Below are 14,997 nucleotides of genomic sequence, written 5' to 3'. Positions count from 1 at the left end.
TCTTCTGCTTCATATTTGTGTTTATAATATTTAAATGGTATTTCATCTATCCCAACAATTGACGGATAAATAAAATGTTTTATGTGTTTCATTTTACCTAAAAACTCCTTAAAAGCTAAAACCTCGACCATTTTTGAATTTTTAATCGGACTTGTTGCTGCGTGTATAATTACATCTACATCTTTTACTGCTACTTCTAATCCTTCACCAGACGATAAATCGCTATAAACCCACTCGAAATGTCCTAATCCTTCAGGTTTTCTTCTAGAAGTTATTTTAACTTTATAATCAGAACCTTTTAGTTGCTTAACTAAAGTTGACCCTAGTTGTCCTGTTGAACCAGTAACCAATATCCTCAAAGTAAACACTCCCACTCTAATGAATTTCTCCCTATTGTCATATTCAGAAATTGGGTTCTTAATTCAACAAAACTGCCCCTTTAGCTTAATAAGTCTATATTTCGATTATCCAGGCAATAATTCCTCTTAAAAGAGGAGTTAAATGGAGGGATTGGTTGTTAATATCAAAAGCGTGGGAAACATATGCAGCCGACAAACAAATTGAGTGCTTTTCACCGTATACAATAAAAGCCTATGGCATTCAGGCAAAGTTACTTGTCCTGTATTTCAATGATGCAGAAATCCACTCTTAACACAGAAAATTTGAAGGAGTACCTTAATAATTCAGCCGCAACCCTAAAGCCATCCAGTATGGCACATAGGATACGGTTTATGAAATCCCTATTCCGTTGGTGCCACGAAGAAGATCATATACAACATAACCCTGCATCAAAGATAAAGGAACCTAAGGTCGGAAAACGCATACCGAAGTTCTTAACTGAGAGAGAAATTGAACTTCTGCGTGAAGCAAGTGTTAGCCCGATGGAAAAAGCCTTGTTTGAATTAATGTTCTCAACAGGATGCAGGATAGGGAAATTGTTTCGCTTGAACGTCATTGCATAAATTGGTCCAACCGTTCCGCAATTGTCAGGGGAAAAGGAGACAAGGAACGTGAGGTTTATTTAATATACGAGCCGAAATCTGGCTTAAGCGGTACATTGAAGGTCGCCAGGATACGGATCCTGCCATATTTGTGACAGAGCGGCGGCCACATAGGATGAGTATTGCCCAAATGAGATATGTCATAAAACGAATATCAGCTAGTGCGGCCATCAATAAGGAAATTTATCCTCATCAACTCAGACACAGCTATGCAACCCATTAGTTGAATAACGGAGCTACTGTTGAAGTCATACAAAGTCTTTTGGGTCGGTCACGAGAAGAGTGAAACCACACGGATTTATGCTCAGTTGAGCGGAAGGCTAAGGCAGGAATTTTACCAAAAATATTTCTAAGTAAAGAAGCAACGCTCTCGGCGTTGCTTTTGTTCTCTCGCACCCGTTAATTCAAGAGGAAATTGCGACTTTATTACTGAGTCTCTCTTCTATCCGCGGTGTAGTCTAATACGAAATAAAGGATGTACATTGAAATAAAGTAAACCACCGCCGAATAGATTATATTCCATTCACCATAATGTAACACTCTAATATAAACTGCATACAACTCAAGTAATACAAGAATGCATGTCCATCCCAAGATATATATAAATTTCTTAATGGCATTAGATTTCAGGGGAAAATAATTAAAAATAATAACCAGTACAGCAATCTCACCAAGGGCTACAGCTAGGTACAACCACTCTATCTGTTCTTTATCAAAATACCAGTAAAGTTTGTACTTTAAATCAAGATACAAATCAGTTACAAAATTCATTAATAATGCAAACTGTATTGTAGCTAGTAACTCGTGCCTAGTTCTTTTTCTGGGCATTTTTAAGGCAATTAAAAGAACTAATATAACCGTCACTATAAATAGCTTTACCAAGAGGAGCACCTCGTTTTTTAAAAAACAACAATCAACCATATTATCATTATTTATCCGATAAATTATTCTTCTTAAACTAACCTGCCCCGTTTGTTTAATAAGTGATTCAACAAAAAAGGCGGTTAATCCTTCCTGGATTAACCACCCCTTCGTTAGTTATATCTGGTTTATCTAGTTTTTCATTTGAATGTCGGGATTCCTCTTTTCTAACTCTTTTATTAATCCATCTATATCCTTAGGTGAAATCTGTACCGTATTATATTTTTCGATATTGACTTCAATTCTGTTCATTGAAAGTGAGGGAGCTGTAAATGGATTTCTAGTTTCCCTAATACTTTGAATTTTATCAATCCTAATTTCCTTCTTAAAGGGTCCGTATTGTATTTTGAGAAAATTGTTTTTTATTGTATATCCAGTTTTGAACCAAATCCACAATAAACAAAAACCAACTGGCCATAGGATAACAATCTTTATCCATTGTTTGTTCAAAACCCCAGGGGTCATCCAAACTCCAAAATCAGGAAATAAAACAGGTGGAACAATAAAAAGAAGTGCGAATAACCAAATAATAATTGTCATCCATAAGTCTTTTCTCGATGAAAAATACATTTAATCACCTCTATATTCTGATACGAATAACACATATTATTGGTTTCAATCATCTAGACTCTTATTCAACTAAACTGCCCTTTAGCTCAATAAGGAATTCAACAAAAAAATGCCTTAATCCTTCTTGGATCAAAGCACCTTCATTTAAGAACAGAATCATAAGTCGCTATATAATCAATTAATCTTGTTCATCTTGTTCGCATAACTCTTCGGCAAGCTGTTTAATTCGTTCCATTGGTATTCCATTGCTTTGTTCTAGAGCTAGGGGATGCTCAGTTGGCTCCAACTCTATATAAGGGGTTACACCTAATGGTCTGGTGTGAACCATTGTTTTTAAGTTAATTGTTTCAGGGTAACAAGGAATGGAAGTCGACAACCACCCAAACATCGGCTCAAGCTCTTCTTCTCTTCCCTCAATATCCCAGTTTTCAATGGTTTTATTGAAATTAGCTTCGCTTAATGAAACTAACACATCCCAAATAAAAGGTCCTTCACCATATGGACGGAAAAGTATTTTCAAAAGAAGGCCCGTAATTAAGTTCCTTCTCCCCTCTTTTTGTTGAGCCTTGCACCCATGCATGGCGCACCCAAAAGGGCATTAATCCTACTGAATCAATGTCGATTATTAGATTGTTTTGTTTTATATAGCTCTTAAGGCTTTTTTGGGGTTTTAAATTTCTTTCTTATATAAGGATTTCAAATTCAACTAACTGACCCGTTAGCTTAAAGAAAACTAAAACGCCTTAAGGCGTGTCTCAAGAAGAAGAAAAGCCAAATAGAAAATAATCTATACACATTAAGATAACAACGATTATTTGCAAAAAAACAGCATCGGATCATTCCAATGCTGTTTTTAAAGGAACCAACCCGCTTAGGTTTATTCTGAGATCATTGTATCTGATCTTTTAGCGGATATTTTGGCCGACGATTTCGCGGCTGCTGATGATAAAGATGTAACATTATCGTCCTTCTGCTTTAAATCATAAACTTTGTCATAAACACCCTCCCTTTTTTGGTTAAACATCTCGGTTTTCGCATTATCTTTATTTAAAACCATAAGAATCACCTCAAGAGTAGTATCTTCACATTCTGTCATAAATGGTGAATTTTAATTTGTCATTTCATCGAATAATTTTACGACATAAAAAACATACTATATGTTTTCTTTCTTCTTGAAAGCGTTCAATTCGTTCAATTTGGACCACCGTTTTAATTGTAGACTTTTCTGCTGCTTGCATTTTTCTCTTAAATAAATGGTTGCGGGCGAATTATCTCTATATCATGCATAAGCCAGGGAATACTTCTTCACCTATAAATTATCTTGGTCCATAGCCGTGGTATCTATTTTCGATGGAGTTAGTGATGATCATAGGCTTTTATATTTTGTATAGTCCTTTTTGGTTAAAAAGGCGATGAATCGGATGTGTTGAACTCCAATCACTTCATTACCGTTACAAGCCACTATTAACTTGTTATTAGGATCAGATGTAGTAGCCTCCAATGCTTTTATGTAACTACTAGGAAGTGGATGCTCATAATGCTCACGTTTCCTTCCCAAAACATCATCTGCAAGCATTGAAACAATACTTTCTAAATCTTTTTCTGTAGCCATTCTAAACCTTATTTCAGTAGCTTGTTAAAAATACTTTCCCTTTGGTCTCCTTGGAAGATTCAACAACATCAATAGCCGTTTTTATGTCTAGTAAGTCGTACATAGAATCTACATTCTTAAAACGTAATTTTTTCTCATCCAATAGCCTTATCAAGCGACTAAAGGCTTCTTGCCATTTATTTATGGAGACATTGTTATTCCAATTCCGTAAATGAAACATATTAGCATTCACTTTAGCTTTATTTACAATTTCTGCCCAGTTTACTTGTATCCCTGATAAAAGACCGATGGTTAAAAAATTACCATTAGGGTGTACACAAAAAGCTAAGTCGTTTCCTGAGGAACCTCCAACAGAGTCAATAGCAGCATCCGCACCAATTCCATTTGTTAACTCCATAACTGTTTTATAGAGCTGAACTTTAGATGTATCGATAACATAAGACGCTCCAAGATGTAGTAAGTCATCTGTATACTTATTATTTCTAGTGACTGCAATTAATCGAAAACCTAATATCTTTGATAATTGGGCAAAAATATGCCCAATAGAAGAACCACAGGCATTAACCAACAAAACATCATTGGGTCTTAATTTTAAAACTTCCGTACAAGACACCCACGCTGTAATTGGATTAATATACATTTGTGATGCAGTAAAATTATCAATGGAATCTGGGATTGGAACTGCAAATTCTGCTGATTTCTTTACAAGTTCTTGCCAAGTCCCTTCCCCACGTAAAGGTAAAACACGTTTCCCAATATAATTTTTAGAAACTAAAGGACCTACTTCTTCTACAATACCAACTCCCTCATAACCAGGAATATTCGGCAACGAAATTCGATGGGAATATGCACCTCTAATTGGTATTAAATCAGAAGGATTTATAGGTCGTGCTAACATGCGAACAATGACTTCATTATCTTTTGGTGGTTGTATGCTTTTATATTCAACTTTTAACACATTTTTAGGACTACCGAATTCGTAGAACTTAATACATTTCGCATTCAAAACTATAAAGTCTCCTTAAAATAATTAGATTTTTTTAATTATATCATCTTCAACTAAACTGCCCCGTTTGCTCAATAAGGTTTTAAACATAAAAGGCGTTAATTCTCTTCCTGATCAACACAAACCCTATGGTTGAATTAGAAGCTAAAATTCACATTTTGGGACACATTATAAAGAAATTAAATGTAACACCCGAGAGCTGCTCTTTTGTCTTCAAATGTATACATTTATTTTGGCACATACTACGATTCAATCCGCATTAGGGTGTTTGTTCCTCTGTATGGCTGTCCCTTTTAGTGAGCGAGGGACAGTTTTTTCAATCTCTAACTGCCTCAAGCCAAGTATGTGAGTAAGTATCGCATAATTCACTCTTTTCTTGATCATATTAAAAATGACGCTGCGAAGCATCAGCAAAAACTTAAATAAGCAGAAAAAATCTATCCTTACCCGAATCAGGATAGATTTTTTCTTTGGTTATAGAACTTTTAAAACCTGCTTATAATACTAAGGGTGCTCACAGGCACCAGTTTCCCCTTATGAGTACAAAAAGCTATCCGTCCCGGGAGGTGGGTAGCTTTTTGTCATGTTCTTAATGCAGAATTAAACCAAATACCCGAGCCCCAAGGAGCAAAGAGTTGATATACATATTTAGTCGTAAAGTGCTTTTTCACACTAGCCAGTGCCTCATCGCCTGAAATACTTTCCATAATCAAAATTTTATTATCACTATCATCTTCACTATAAGGCAAAATAAAATTACAGCCGAGATAATTTAAAATGGTCATTCCAACCAATATCCTTTCTGTACTCATGTCCTTTAGTTTGTAGCTAATCTTGTTAAGCTAACCTGCCCCGTTTGTTTAATAACGAATTCAATAAAAAGGGCGGTTAATCCCTCCTGGATCAACACACCCGTTAGCGAAAGCAGGACTCTCCTTAATATCTAAATACTCAAAGTCTCTCTCCACTACTTCCATTGATGCTGCGATATACACACTTTCAATCTTATTAGAATATGGTTCACTACTTAATTGTGTGTCTTCAAAATCCTCTATACCAGCGGCAAAAATTTTATATTTTCCCTCACCACTCGAATAGAATTGTTTTACATGGGAGTCCTCACCACATCCTGCCAAAACGAGTGACATAAGCAGTAAAATTAAAGAACCCACTTTGAATAAATAATTTCAATACGACACCCCTTTTTTAACAGAGTTTCTTCAACTAACCTGCCCCGTTTTGTTCAATAAGGAGTTCAACCAAGGGTGTATAAATGCTTCCTGGATCAACACATCCTTGGTTGAATAACTACATTAATTTAAACCCCCGAGCTAATAAATCTTTTATTGCTGGACTTACATATGAATTGCTTTCTTTATCTTTTGGTACGTGCTCTTTTATCCACTTTGAAAGTGCTTTATACCACTGATCAAGTTCTACTGGTTTTTGAACAAGTTGATTTTCGCCATTCCAATATTTCATTTCCAGCCAAAATCTTCCGCCACTAATCTCCTTATTTTTTCCTATGCTCCTTATAATGGTTCTTGAAAATTCAATCACAGGAGATTTTGTAGAATCAATGACCAATCTTTTATTAGGTAGAGATATGTACTTCAATTCACCAAAATCGGCTTTATAAAGGTACGATGTAAACCATCCTTTTCCTGAAAAGGGTTCAGGCAAAGATGTTACACTGATAGGTTTAAGATTTTCTCCCTCAAATAATATTTCTCCACCATTGGCGATAACAAAATGAATTAAATCTTTTTCAAGTTCTCTATCTATATAAAATCTTATCTGTTTTCCCATAGCACACCTCGAAAGTTTATTACACAGATATTCTATATTGAATTAACATTTCCTTCTTCCACTAACCTGCCCCGTTAGTGCAATAAGAACGAAAAAAGGTATTAACTTCCCCCGAATTAATTCCCTCATTGACCTTTATCTATATACTTTTAAATATCCAATCCGTAGCGAAAAACACATTATCGGCAATACATCGATTCTCAAGAAGCACGGATAGCGATTCTTTTTAATGAAACCATGCTATTGGTTTGTTGGGAAAGGAAGGTTTTTGTCCTAACCGCATTCCTTTGGTATAGTGTAAAAAAAGTATGGGGGTGATAGGTTGTTTTTCTTCGAACTGTTCCAGCAGTTGCCCGTAAAAATTTTAACGGTGGCGCTGCTAATTATACTCATTGTTTATTTTATCCGTAAATCCATCAAGCTTTTCTTTGACAAAACGAGCTTCTTGGATGAAAAGCGGGAAGAGACATTGATACATTTCTCCAACCAGGTGACAAAGGTATTGGGACTGGCTTTCTTCATTATTTATTTGCTTAGCCATTTCTTTGACCTGGAAAAATTTGTCGCTGGTTCGGTCGTGTTGGCAGGTGCCTTGGCATTGATCCTCCAGCATATCATCCGCGATTACATAATGGGGCTGACCTACTTGTTTGAGCGCCAGATCCATCACGGAGATGATGTCATCATCAATGGAAACCGTCAGGGGAAAATTGAGGAAATCAGCATGCGCCACCTGAAGATCCGCCAATATGACGGATACCTCTATACGGTCTCCTATAGCAACATCACGGAACTTCAGAACGGGAACCGGGGAGGGCGCAGAGTGAACGAAAGCCTTGTGCTCCACTATAGACAAAATCCGGAAGATGCCTTCAAGGTGATGGAGGAAGTAGCACAAGCATGCAACGAGAAATACGGTGAATACCTGTTGAAGGATGAGAACGGAGTTCCCGTGGAGAGTTTTAAATTCAACCAAATCACCCAACTGAACGTGGATTACAGGGGTCACCAATATTCATTATCAGGTCTCGTGAAGGAAGCGGATTTCGTGGAAGCGGGCAAAAAGGTGAGGTTTGAACTAGCGATCGCTGCCTACAAGAACGACTTGATGATGGCTGAGAGCCTCAACACAAGCCATTAAAAGTCAAATAAAAGCAAGAGTTCATATTTCTTGCTTTTTTTCTATGTTTTTATCAATACAACAAGCGAAGCTCTGTAATGCATGTATGGAATTCGAGTCCGCGTGGTTCGGACCCCCTCCCGTCGCACTCCACATATCAAATCTAGGATTCTGAGCTTAAGGGTCGTACTAAGGGTCAAATAGATTCCCTTTACCATATCGAGGTAAAACTTGATATACAAATTGGTTGGATCGATGCGCGGAAAGCATGGAGTATAGGGCTACAAACTCCAGTTTCCTTCGCTTTTTTATTTTTCTTAATCCACTAACCTGCCCCTTAAGTTGAAGACGAATAGGGTATTATTGTTCCTCCTCATTACATAGCTCTTCAGCAATCTGCTTTATACGCTCCATTGTTATACCTTTTCTTTGTTCAATAGCTAAGGGATGGTTAGTTGGTTCTAACTCAATGTAAGGTCGTATTCCTAATGAACGAGTATGTACATTTGTTTTTAAATTTATTGTTTCGGGATAACAAGGAATATCAGTTGATAGCCAGCCAAACATGGATTCCAGTTTTTCATCTCTTCCTTCCACATCCCAATAGTCATTGGTTTTATTAAATTTGCCTCACTTAATGAAACCCAGACATCCCAAATAAAAGGTCCTTCTCCGTCTTTTACAGGAATTTCAATACATCCATGGATAAAAAAATGTTCATCGTTGATGATGCACAAATCATCATTCATTTCTATTCGTTTTTCTTGCTCTTCTGATGGTATATCGTAACAATAATCAGGAACAGGACTACCATAACTCATAGGAAGTTCGTCGTGAAATTTTCCGCTACATCTACATAAATAACCTTCACTATATTTACTAATTATGTATCCCTCACAAAATCGATATTTAGTTAAATTCGATATCTTATCAACTGTTTCCTTCTTAAACTAAACTGCCCCGTTTGTTCAATAAGGACTTCCATAAAAAAAGGCGGTTAATCCTGCCTAGATCAACCAACCAATAAATTACGTCTATGTCTGGGATTGGCGTTCTTTCACTGAATTTATGAAGGTATCCCATATTTTTAAACGAACATATCCAGCACATATTGCTTAAAGCCGATTCCTTATGACAATATATTCTGGGCATATCTACGGGCTGATTTTACAGAAAAAAAAAGACAACCGCAACAACCTGCAATCGCCTTACTTCGTTCTATTCTTCCTTTTTTCAAATTCCTTTTTGATCATGGGTACCCCTTTTTCTATAATCGCTTTTTTCACTTTGGGATTGTTCAGCAGTTTTGCAACCTTCAACAATTTTGACATGGTTCGTACCTCCTATTTATCATCGCAAGACAAATAAATCTGATTGACTTTGTATTGTAACAAAAAAGCTATGTTCACGTCTTGTTCGGTTCCCCATAGATTGCAACAGACAATCATGCGACACCCCTGCTTTTCCCATATATTACAGCAGATAAACAAGAAAAAAGCATCTTCAAACTCGCTGCTGCTTTCACATTGACATTGAGTTATTTCCACAAAATGGCTCGATTCTTGGACACTGGATAAACTTCGATCTTCAACTAAACTGCCCTGTTAGCGTAATAAGGGAGGCAATAAAAAAGCGTTAATCCTCGGATCAACACACCCACATAGCCAGTATTTACTCCTCAACAGTTTTGTATCTTCTTTCTTCCCCTATCCAGTGATTTACTTCCCGCCATTTAACCTTTTTAGCTGAAATCCAAGTAATTTCTTCGTTATGGTCATTGGGTGTCCAATCAACGGAGTCTGTCCAATAAAAAGTTTCATCTTTTAGTAAAAGGTTGGCATCATAGATGATTGAATCATAATTTTCTGGGCTTGGCTTAAGTTGGAAATGCGTAACCCCTTCAAATAATAATTCAATTGCCGCTGGAACATTAGACTGCCTTTGAAAAAGCATTCGTATCTTGGTATCAAGCCCTACTCCAACTTTCATTGACGGGTCATCATCAACGTAACTATCAGTCCACATTAACAACTCTTTCAAACAGCTATCGTGAAAATGACCAAATATCTCTAAAAAACCTTTGATATCATCATTTCCCTTTAACTCAATCACTTCATTAATGCACCTCAGAGTAATTTTATACATACAAGAAGTTCGCCATATTGTCTTTAATTCCTTCTTAAGCTAACCTGCCCCTATAGTTCAATAAGAAAAAAGCCGCCAAATGGCAGCTGGATTATCAACATTAGCAACCGTTTAAGTACACCTTTTCACAAATTATAATTTTATCCTACACCATTTGTTTAAAAAACTTTAACCTTCCGTATTTTTGATTTATAAATCCGAAACTTCAATTACGGTTCCATTATTGTTGTAGTAAGTTAACTCGGCAGGAAAAGTTTTTTTCACCTCTTTGGAAAACTTTTTATACCTTACAAACTTTTCTTCGGCATTCACATTAGATATAAAGCTAAAATCTTCATAAAACAAATCAGCAACAATATGGTCAATTTTCAAATCTGGATTTCTTCCAACTAGTACACCGTACATTCCATTATTAGTTTGTATTTCTTGATAATGGACAATGTTTGTTCCGTGTCCAGAATGGTCGATTTTAAATTTTCCATTCCACCCCTTAATTAGATGAGCATATCCGAAACTCCCGTTTTGAATTTGTAATAAAACGATATGCGAACTTGTATCACCTAATTGAACTACGTCTATGACTTCAGGGATAATCCCTGGTGAACCTCTGTTAATCCATACCATTAAGTTAGACTGGATATCTGTTTTTTTATCTTTAATATCATATTGAGTAATATAATAAGAGAAATAACCAATAAAAATAATTAACATAATTGAAATGAAATATTTCGTTTTTTTCACTATATTCCCTCCCCAGTATGGATATTGTTCTGTTGAACTTCAACTTTTATTTTCCCATTTCTTCATTATTCCTTATTAAAAAAACCTGCCCCATTTGTTCCATAAGGAATTCAACAAAAAAGTGCCTTAATCCTTCTTGGATCAATGCACCCGTTTAGCTTATAACATTCAATTCCCATATTTATCATCTCTTGTTGGTATACCATACTCCTCTGGATGATCGAAAATATCCTCATATGTTAAAGCCCCAACTACTTCAAACTTTTTAGTATCTGGGCTATATTCAAAAACCACAAGTTGCTCCCAACCACTACCATTTCCAGTATCAATAACTCCAACTCTATTAGGTGCAATTTGAACAACTCTCCTACCTTGATTATCAATATCAACATTAGATGGTGGTATTTGAATTTGCTCATTAGTATTCATTTTGAAAGCAATTACAATTAAACACACTAATATTCCACTTAAAATAACTTTAATAAAAGTGTCATTTTGCATTCCCCAACCTCCCTTTTTTGTATGAATTTTACCATACTCTTGTTCAACTAACCTGCCCCGTTTGTTGAATAAAGAATTCCACAAAAAAAGTGGCTAATCCTGCTTGGATCAACACACCTGTTTGTGGAACAAGATGCCTCTACATTCCGTATTACTATTATCAAATAAAACAAACCGAAAATTTTAAATGACTGAGCTCTTCTCTAACCTGCAATTAAAATACATTCTAAAGCCCATGTGTTTTTCAGCAACAAATGAATCTAAGCTATGGAAGACGGCAGAAAAGGGTGATAAATTATCATCAAAAAAAGTGAACTCAGCATCTTCTTTCAAATTGAACTTGTTAAGGTATTGGTGCATTTCTCTAGGAGTAATAAAGCTTTTTTCTCTGAACAATGTATTAGTGCTGTGGTCAATAAACTCTAATTTGTACAAATTTATCCCTCCTCTACACCTTATCTTACAATTTTTTCAAAAAGTGAAGGGGATACTGTGGTGACACTTTTATGAATTTTATTTTGGTTGATCCTGAGAAGTATCTGGAGTATTTCCATCAGCTTCTTCATCACAGCACCCGTTTGCTTAAGAACATTGATTCACAATCCTTTTTTCAAATAAATGTTTACAAAAAAGGAAGGCTGCTTAATAATTATTTCAAACCTGCACTCCAGGTTGAAAAAGATGACAAGAGAATATTATAAAAAATCAGTCCAAAAAAGAGGGATAATGATGCGAAAAACTCTTCGAAGATACAAAACGATACAGCTAAACCCCGCACACATTTTAATACTCGGTTTTTTGGGGTTAATCTTTATTGGGACTTGCTTATTTATGATTCCTGGTGCAACCAAAGACAGGCATCACCTCAGTTTTATTGATGCCCTTTTTGAAGCTACTTCCGCTGTCTGTGTTACAGGTTTGGCGGTAGTTGATACTGGAACTACCTTTACTTTGTTTGGACAGATTGTTTTACTTGCACTAATTCAACTGGGCGGCTGGGGTTTTATGACTAGCGGAATCTTAATGTTTCTCATATTGGGTAAAAAAATCGGGTTTAAACAGAGGCTCCTCCTTAAAGAATCTATGAATGCACTGTCACTCCAAGGAGTCATCCTTCTTGTTAAAAGGGTTATCATTATCACACTGATCGTCGAAGCAATTGGGGCCTTACTATTAGCAATCAGATGGTCACAGGAAATGAGTGTAGGGAAGGCTGTATACTACGGAATATTTCATTCCATTTCTGCCTTTAACAATGCGGGGTTTGGACTCGAACCTGATAGTTTGAGCAAATGGGTAGGGGACCCTACGGTTAATATTGTTATTACTTCGTTATTTATAATCGGTGGTATTGGATTTTTCGTTGTCGCTGATATATTTGAAAAAAGGAATATAAGAAAATTCTCTCTTCATACTAAAGTAGTGTTAATTTTCACTTTAGTCCTTAATATCGTTAGTACATTGGTCATTTTCGGTTTGGAATATAATAATCCAGCTACTTTGGGAAGTTTGGGAACGACTGACAAGTGGTGGGCTGCATACTTTCAAGGAGTAGTCCCTCGTACGGCAGGATTCAATACAATCGATATTAGCCAAATGGAACTTAGTTCCCTTGTTTATATGATGGCATTAATGTTTATTGGTGCATCTCCTGGTTCAACAGGCGGCGGAATCAAAGTCACAACGTTTGCTTTGCTCCTGTTCGCTCTTTGGGCAGTTGTTACTAATCGGGATGATGTTAATGTATTTAAACGCAGAATCCCACCCCCCCTTGTATTGAGGGCTTTGTCCATCGCTGTTTCAGGAATGCTTTTTAGTTTCATAATTTTCTTCTTACTGACGATTACTGAGAAAGGAGCAGATATGTCCGTAATCGCTTTTGAAACAGTTTCCGCATTTGGTACTGTTGGAATGAGTGCGGGGTTAACTCCAGAACTAAGTCTTTGGGGAAAGATTCTAATAACAATAATGATGTTCATAGGAAGAGTGGGTCCTTTGACAATGGCTTTTGCTCTTGCGATTCGTTCGAATCAACCAAAAGTTCGTTATGCAGAAGAAAAGATACTAATTGGATAAGGTTGATTTATAGGGCATAGGGATATGCTCTTTTTTTATTCCTTGTTTAACTAACCTGCCCCGTTTGTTCAATAAGGAGTTCCACAAAAAAGGCGGCCAATTCTTCCTGGATCAACGCACCCGTTTAGTTAAGTAAAGTACGACACATATTGTAGTTTATTTATTCTTTAAATGATAAACCTTCTGCTTCTAATAAAGCTCTCAAAATAGGTAAGGAAGCTGGTCCAATACCATGAATTTTTAAAACCTCTTTTTTAGTGAACTTTGATAATTCTTGCAAAGTGTCAATCCCTTCGTGAACCAAGACATTACTTGCAGGTGAACTGAGTTTCGAAAGGGAGCCCCTTTTAGGCTTATTCTCTTTATCACAGGTAGGACAACTTTGACACTCACTATTTTTGTAATACTTATGTCCCTTTTCACAAACCCTTACACTTTTTTCTACTGTCAGGATAATCCCTCCAAACAAATATGATATAGCCTAGTTGTACAATCCCAACAAAATCTATGTATGTCCCTATTCAACTATCCTGCCCCGTTTGTTCTATAAGGAATTCAACAAAAAAGGCGGTTAACCCTTTTTGGGTCAGCGCAACCGTTTGTTTAAGTACAATCCTTTACATGTTGAATGCTATTTTTTCATTACCTTAGTATATAACCAAGGAACCCCAACAAAGATAATAATTCCTGATAGAACTGATAGGAAGATGAATTGACTTATAACATTGGTCAAGAAAAGCACCACTAACGCTACTATGACAAATATCCTCCAATATAGAATTAAGTTGTTCAAAAAAACTCTCCCCTTTTATTGAAAAGCGATAAAGATTCCCTTATTAATAATTTTTACAATAACCCTTATTTCACTAACCTGCCCCTTTAGCTTAACAAGTCTATATTTCGATAATCCAGGCAATAATTCCTCTTAAAAGTAGAGTTTAAACGGAGGGATTGGGTTGTTAATATCAAAAGCGTGGGAAACATATGCAGCCGACAAACGAATTGAGGGCTTTTCACCGTATACAATAAAAGCTTATGGCATTCAGGCAAAGTTGCTTGTGCTATATTTCAAGGATGCAGAAATAGCCACCCTTAACACAGAAAATTTGAAGGAATACCTTAATAATTCAGCGGCGGCCCTAAAGCCATCCAGTATGGCACATAGGATACGGTTTATGAAATCCTTATTCCGTTGGTGCCACGAAGAAGGTCATATAAAATATAACCCTGCATCAAAGATAAAGGAACCGAAGGTCGGAAAACGCATACCGAAGTTCTTAACTGAAAGAGAAATCGAACTTCTGCGTGAAGCATGTGTTAGTCCGATGGAAAAGGCCTTGTTTGAATTTATGTTCTCGACAGGATGCAGGATCGGGGAAATTGTTTCGCTTGAACGTTATTGCATAAATTGGTCCAACCGTTCCGCAATTGTCAGGGGAAAAGGAGACAAGGAACATGAGGTTTATTTTAATATACGAGCCGAAATCTGGCTTAA

General features: G+C 36.4%; 19 protein-coding genes and 2 pseudogenes. 6 read left to right on the top strand and 15 right to left on the bottom strand.

Annotated features, from left to right (window positions below; translation table 11 throughout):
- A partial coding sequence (locus WQ57_RS21195; RefSeq protein ID WP_046525737.1) for an SDR family oxidoreductase occupies positions 1–359 on the bottom strand: 359 nt, incomplete at its 3' end.
- Positions 360–514: 155 nt separating this feature from the next.
- Between WQ57_RS21195 and WQ57_RS27445 the strand changes: the two genes are divergently transcribed.
- Both WQ57_RS27445 and WQ57_RS27440 read left to right on the top strand, forming a co-directional pair.
- Positions 515–652 (top strand): hypothetical protein, encoded by a 138-nt coding sequence (locus WQ57_RS27445; RefSeq protein WP_156183195.1) that lies wholly within the window; start codon positions 515–517, stop codon positions 650–652.
- 374 nt (positions 653–1,026) lie between these two features.
- On the top strand, positions 1,027–1,224 hold the full coding sequence (locus WQ57_RS27440; protein ID WP_338151916.1) for a tyrosine-type recombinase/integrase: 198 nt from the start codon (positions 1,027–1,029) through the stop codon (positions 1,222–1,224).
- 203 nt (positions 1,225–1,427) lie between these two features.
- Here the strand turns inward: WQ57_RS27440 and WQ57_RS21185 are convergent, their stop codons facing one another.
- The 3 genes and pseudogenes from WQ57_RS21185 to WQ57_RS21175 all read right to left on the bottom strand — a co-directional run.
- The gene (locus WQ57_RS21185; RefSeq protein WP_046525736.1) at positions 1,428–1,883 is read right to left on the bottom strand and encodes a CBO0543 family protein; all 456 of its coding nucleotides are present in this window, start codon (positions 1,881–1,883) and stop codon (positions 1,428–1,430) included.
- Between the two features lie 171 nt (positions 1,884–2,054).
- Positions 2,055–2,492 (bottom strand): PH domain-containing protein, encoded by a 438-nt coding sequence (locus WQ57_RS21180; protein WP_046525735.1) that lies wholly within the window; start codon positions 2,490–2,492, stop codon positions 2,055–2,057.
- Positions 2,493–2,670: 178 nt separating this feature from the next.
- A pseudogene (locus tag WQ57_RS21175) lies at positions 2,671–2,976 on the bottom strand (DUF2199 domain-containing protein); the annotation flags it as partial.
- A 701-nt stretch (positions 2,977–3,677) separates the two neighbouring features.
- Here WQ57_RS21175 and WQ57_RS27565 point away from each other — a divergent pair.
- Entirely contained in the window at positions 3,678–3,824 is a 147-nt protein-coding gene (locus WQ57_RS27565) for a TMEM164 family acyltransferase (protein WP_479494829.1), read from the top strand.
- A gap of 34 nt (positions 3,825–3,858) precedes the next feature.
- Here the strand turns inward: WQ57_RS27565 and WQ57_RS21165 are convergent, their stop codons facing one another.
- From WQ57_RS21165 to WQ57_RS21145, 4 genes are all read right to left on the bottom strand, one after another.
- A complete protein-coding gene (locus tag WQ57_RS21165; RefSeq protein ID WP_193787118.1) occupies positions 3,859–4,104 on the bottom strand; it encodes a GNAT family N-acetyltransferase in 246 nt (81 codons plus the stop codon).
- A 13-nt stretch (positions 4,105–4,117) separates the two neighbouring features.
- On the bottom strand, positions 4,118–5,110 hold the full coding sequence (locus WQ57_RS21160) for a zinc-dependent alcohol dehydrogenase family protein (protein ID WP_046525733.1): 993 nt from the start codon (positions 5,108–5,110) through the stop codon (positions 4,118–4,120).
- Between the two features lie 581 nt (positions 5,111–5,691).
- On the bottom strand, positions 5,692–5,895 hold the full coding sequence (locus WQ57_RS21155; protein ID WP_052948845.1) for a hypothetical protein: 204 nt from the start codon (positions 5,893–5,895) through the stop codon (positions 5,692–5,694).
- A gap of 523 nt (positions 5,896–6,418) precedes the next feature.
- Positions 6,419–6,919 (bottom strand): hypothetical protein, encoded by a 501-nt coding sequence (locus WQ57_RS21145; RefSeq protein WP_046525731.1) that lies wholly within the window; start codon positions 6,917–6,919, stop codon positions 6,419–6,421.
- Between the two features lie 322 nt (positions 6,920–7,241).
- Between WQ57_RS21145 and WQ57_RS21140 the strand changes: the two genes are divergently transcribed.
- The gene (locus WQ57_RS21140) at positions 7,242–8,060 is read left to right on the top strand and encodes a mechanosensitive ion channel family protein (protein WP_046525730.1); all 819 of its coding nucleotides are present in this window, start codon (positions 7,242–7,244) and stop codon (positions 8,058–8,060) included.
- Between the two features lie 339 nt (positions 8,061–8,399).
- Here the strand turns inward: WQ57_RS21140 and WQ57_RS21135 are convergent.
- From WQ57_RS21135 to WQ57_RS21115, 6 genes and pseudogenes are all read right to left on the bottom strand, one after another.
- Positions 8,400–8,860 (bottom strand): annotated as a pseudogene (locus WQ57_RS21135) (DUF2199 domain-containing protein).
- Between the two features lie 387 nt (positions 8,861–9,247).
- Positions 9,248–9,370, bottom strand: a complete 123-nt coding sequence (locus tag WQ57_RS27375; RefSeq protein WP_277620310.1) for a hypothetical protein — start codon at positions 9,368–9,370, stop codon at positions 9,248–9,250.
- Positions 9,371–9,710: 340 nt separating this feature from the next.
- On the bottom strand, positions 9,711–10,151 hold the full coding sequence (locus tag WQ57_RS21130) for a hypothetical protein (protein ID WP_241481606.1): 441 nt from the start codon (positions 10,149–10,151) through the stop codon (positions 9,711–9,713).
- A 222-nt stretch (positions 10,152–10,373) separates the two neighbouring features.
- Positions 10,374–10,925, bottom strand: a complete 552-nt coding sequence (locus tag WQ57_RS21125; protein ID WP_046525728.1) for a hypothetical protein — start codon at positions 10,923–10,925, stop codon at positions 10,374–10,376.
- 168 nt (positions 10,926–11,093) lie between these two features.
- Complete coding sequence (locus tag WQ57_RS21120; RefSeq protein WP_046525727.1) at positions 11,094–11,426, bottom strand: hypothetical protein; 333 nt, start codon at positions 11,424–11,426, stop codon at positions 11,094–11,096.
- Between the two features lie 183 nt (positions 11,427–11,609).
- Entirely contained in the window at positions 11,610–11,861 is a 252-nt protein-coding gene (locus WQ57_RS21115) for a hypothetical protein (protein ID WP_046525726.1), read from the bottom strand.
- A gap of 294 nt (positions 11,862–12,155) precedes the next feature.
- Here WQ57_RS21115 and WQ57_RS21105 point away from each other — a divergent pair, with 294 nt between their 5' ends.
- On the top strand, positions 12,156–13,502 hold the full coding sequence (locus WQ57_RS21105; RefSeq protein WP_479494828.1) for a TrkH family potassium uptake protein: 1,347 nt from the start codon (positions 12,156–12,158) through the stop codon (positions 13,500–13,502).
- A gap of 160 nt (positions 13,503–13,662) precedes the next feature.
- Here WQ57_RS21105 and WQ57_RS26330 read toward each other — a convergent pair whose 3' ends face one another.
- Positions 13,663–13,953, bottom strand: a complete 291-nt coding sequence (locus WQ57_RS26330) for an RNA polymerase alpha subunit C-terminal domain-containing protein (RefSeq protein ID WP_084820347.1) — start codon at positions 13,951–13,953, stop codon at positions 13,663–13,665.
- Positions 13,954–14,458: 505 nt separating this feature from the next.
- Here WQ57_RS26330 and WQ57_RS21100 point away from each other — a divergent pair.
- Positions 14,459–14,997 (top strand): tyrosine-type recombinase/integrase (locus WQ57_RS21100; protein ID WP_046525724.1); only part of this gene is annotated, 539 nt, incomplete at its 3' end.

This window comes from Mesobacillus campisalis (assembly GCF_000986785.1).
In the GTDB taxonomy this organism is placed as follows: domain Bacteria; phylum Bacillota; class Bacilli; order Bacillales; family Cytobacillaceae; genus Mesobacillus_B; species Mesobacillus_B campisalis.
The sequence above is the reverse complement of the archived record's forward strand: the minus strand, read 5'-3'. Positions and strand labels throughout refer to the sequence as shown.

Excerpts from the sequence above, each read along its gene's own strand:
- WQ57_RS21145 (WP_046525731.1), bottom strand. The coding sequence starts at position 6,919 with ATGGGAAAACAGATAAGATTTTATATAGATAGAGAACTTGAAAAAGAT.
- WQ57_RS27375 (WP_277620310.1), bottom strand. The coding sequence starts at position 9,370 with ATGTCAAAATTGTTGAAGGTTGCAAAACTGCTGAACAATCCCAAAGTG.
- WQ57_RS21105 (WP_479494828.1), top strand. The coding sequence starts at position 12,156 with ATGCGAAAAACTCTTCGAAGATACAAAACGATACAGCTAAACCCCGCA.
- WQ57_RS21180 (WP_046525735.1), bottom strand. The coding sequence starts at position 2,492 with ATGTATTTTTCATCGAGAAAAGACTTATGGATGACAATTATTATTTGG.
- WQ57_RS21155 (WP_052948845.1), bottom strand. The coding sequence starts at position 5,895 with ATGACCATTTTAAATTATCTCGGCTGTAATTTTATTTTGCCTTATAGT.
- WQ57_RS21165 (WP_193787118.1), bottom strand. The coding sequence starts at position 4,104 with ATGGCTACAGAAAAAGATTTAGAAAGTATTGTTTCAATGCTTGCAGAT.
- WQ57_RS21120 (WP_046525727.1), bottom strand. The coding sequence starts at position 11,426 with ATGCAAAATGACACTTTTATTAAAGTTATTTTAAGTGGAATATTAGTG.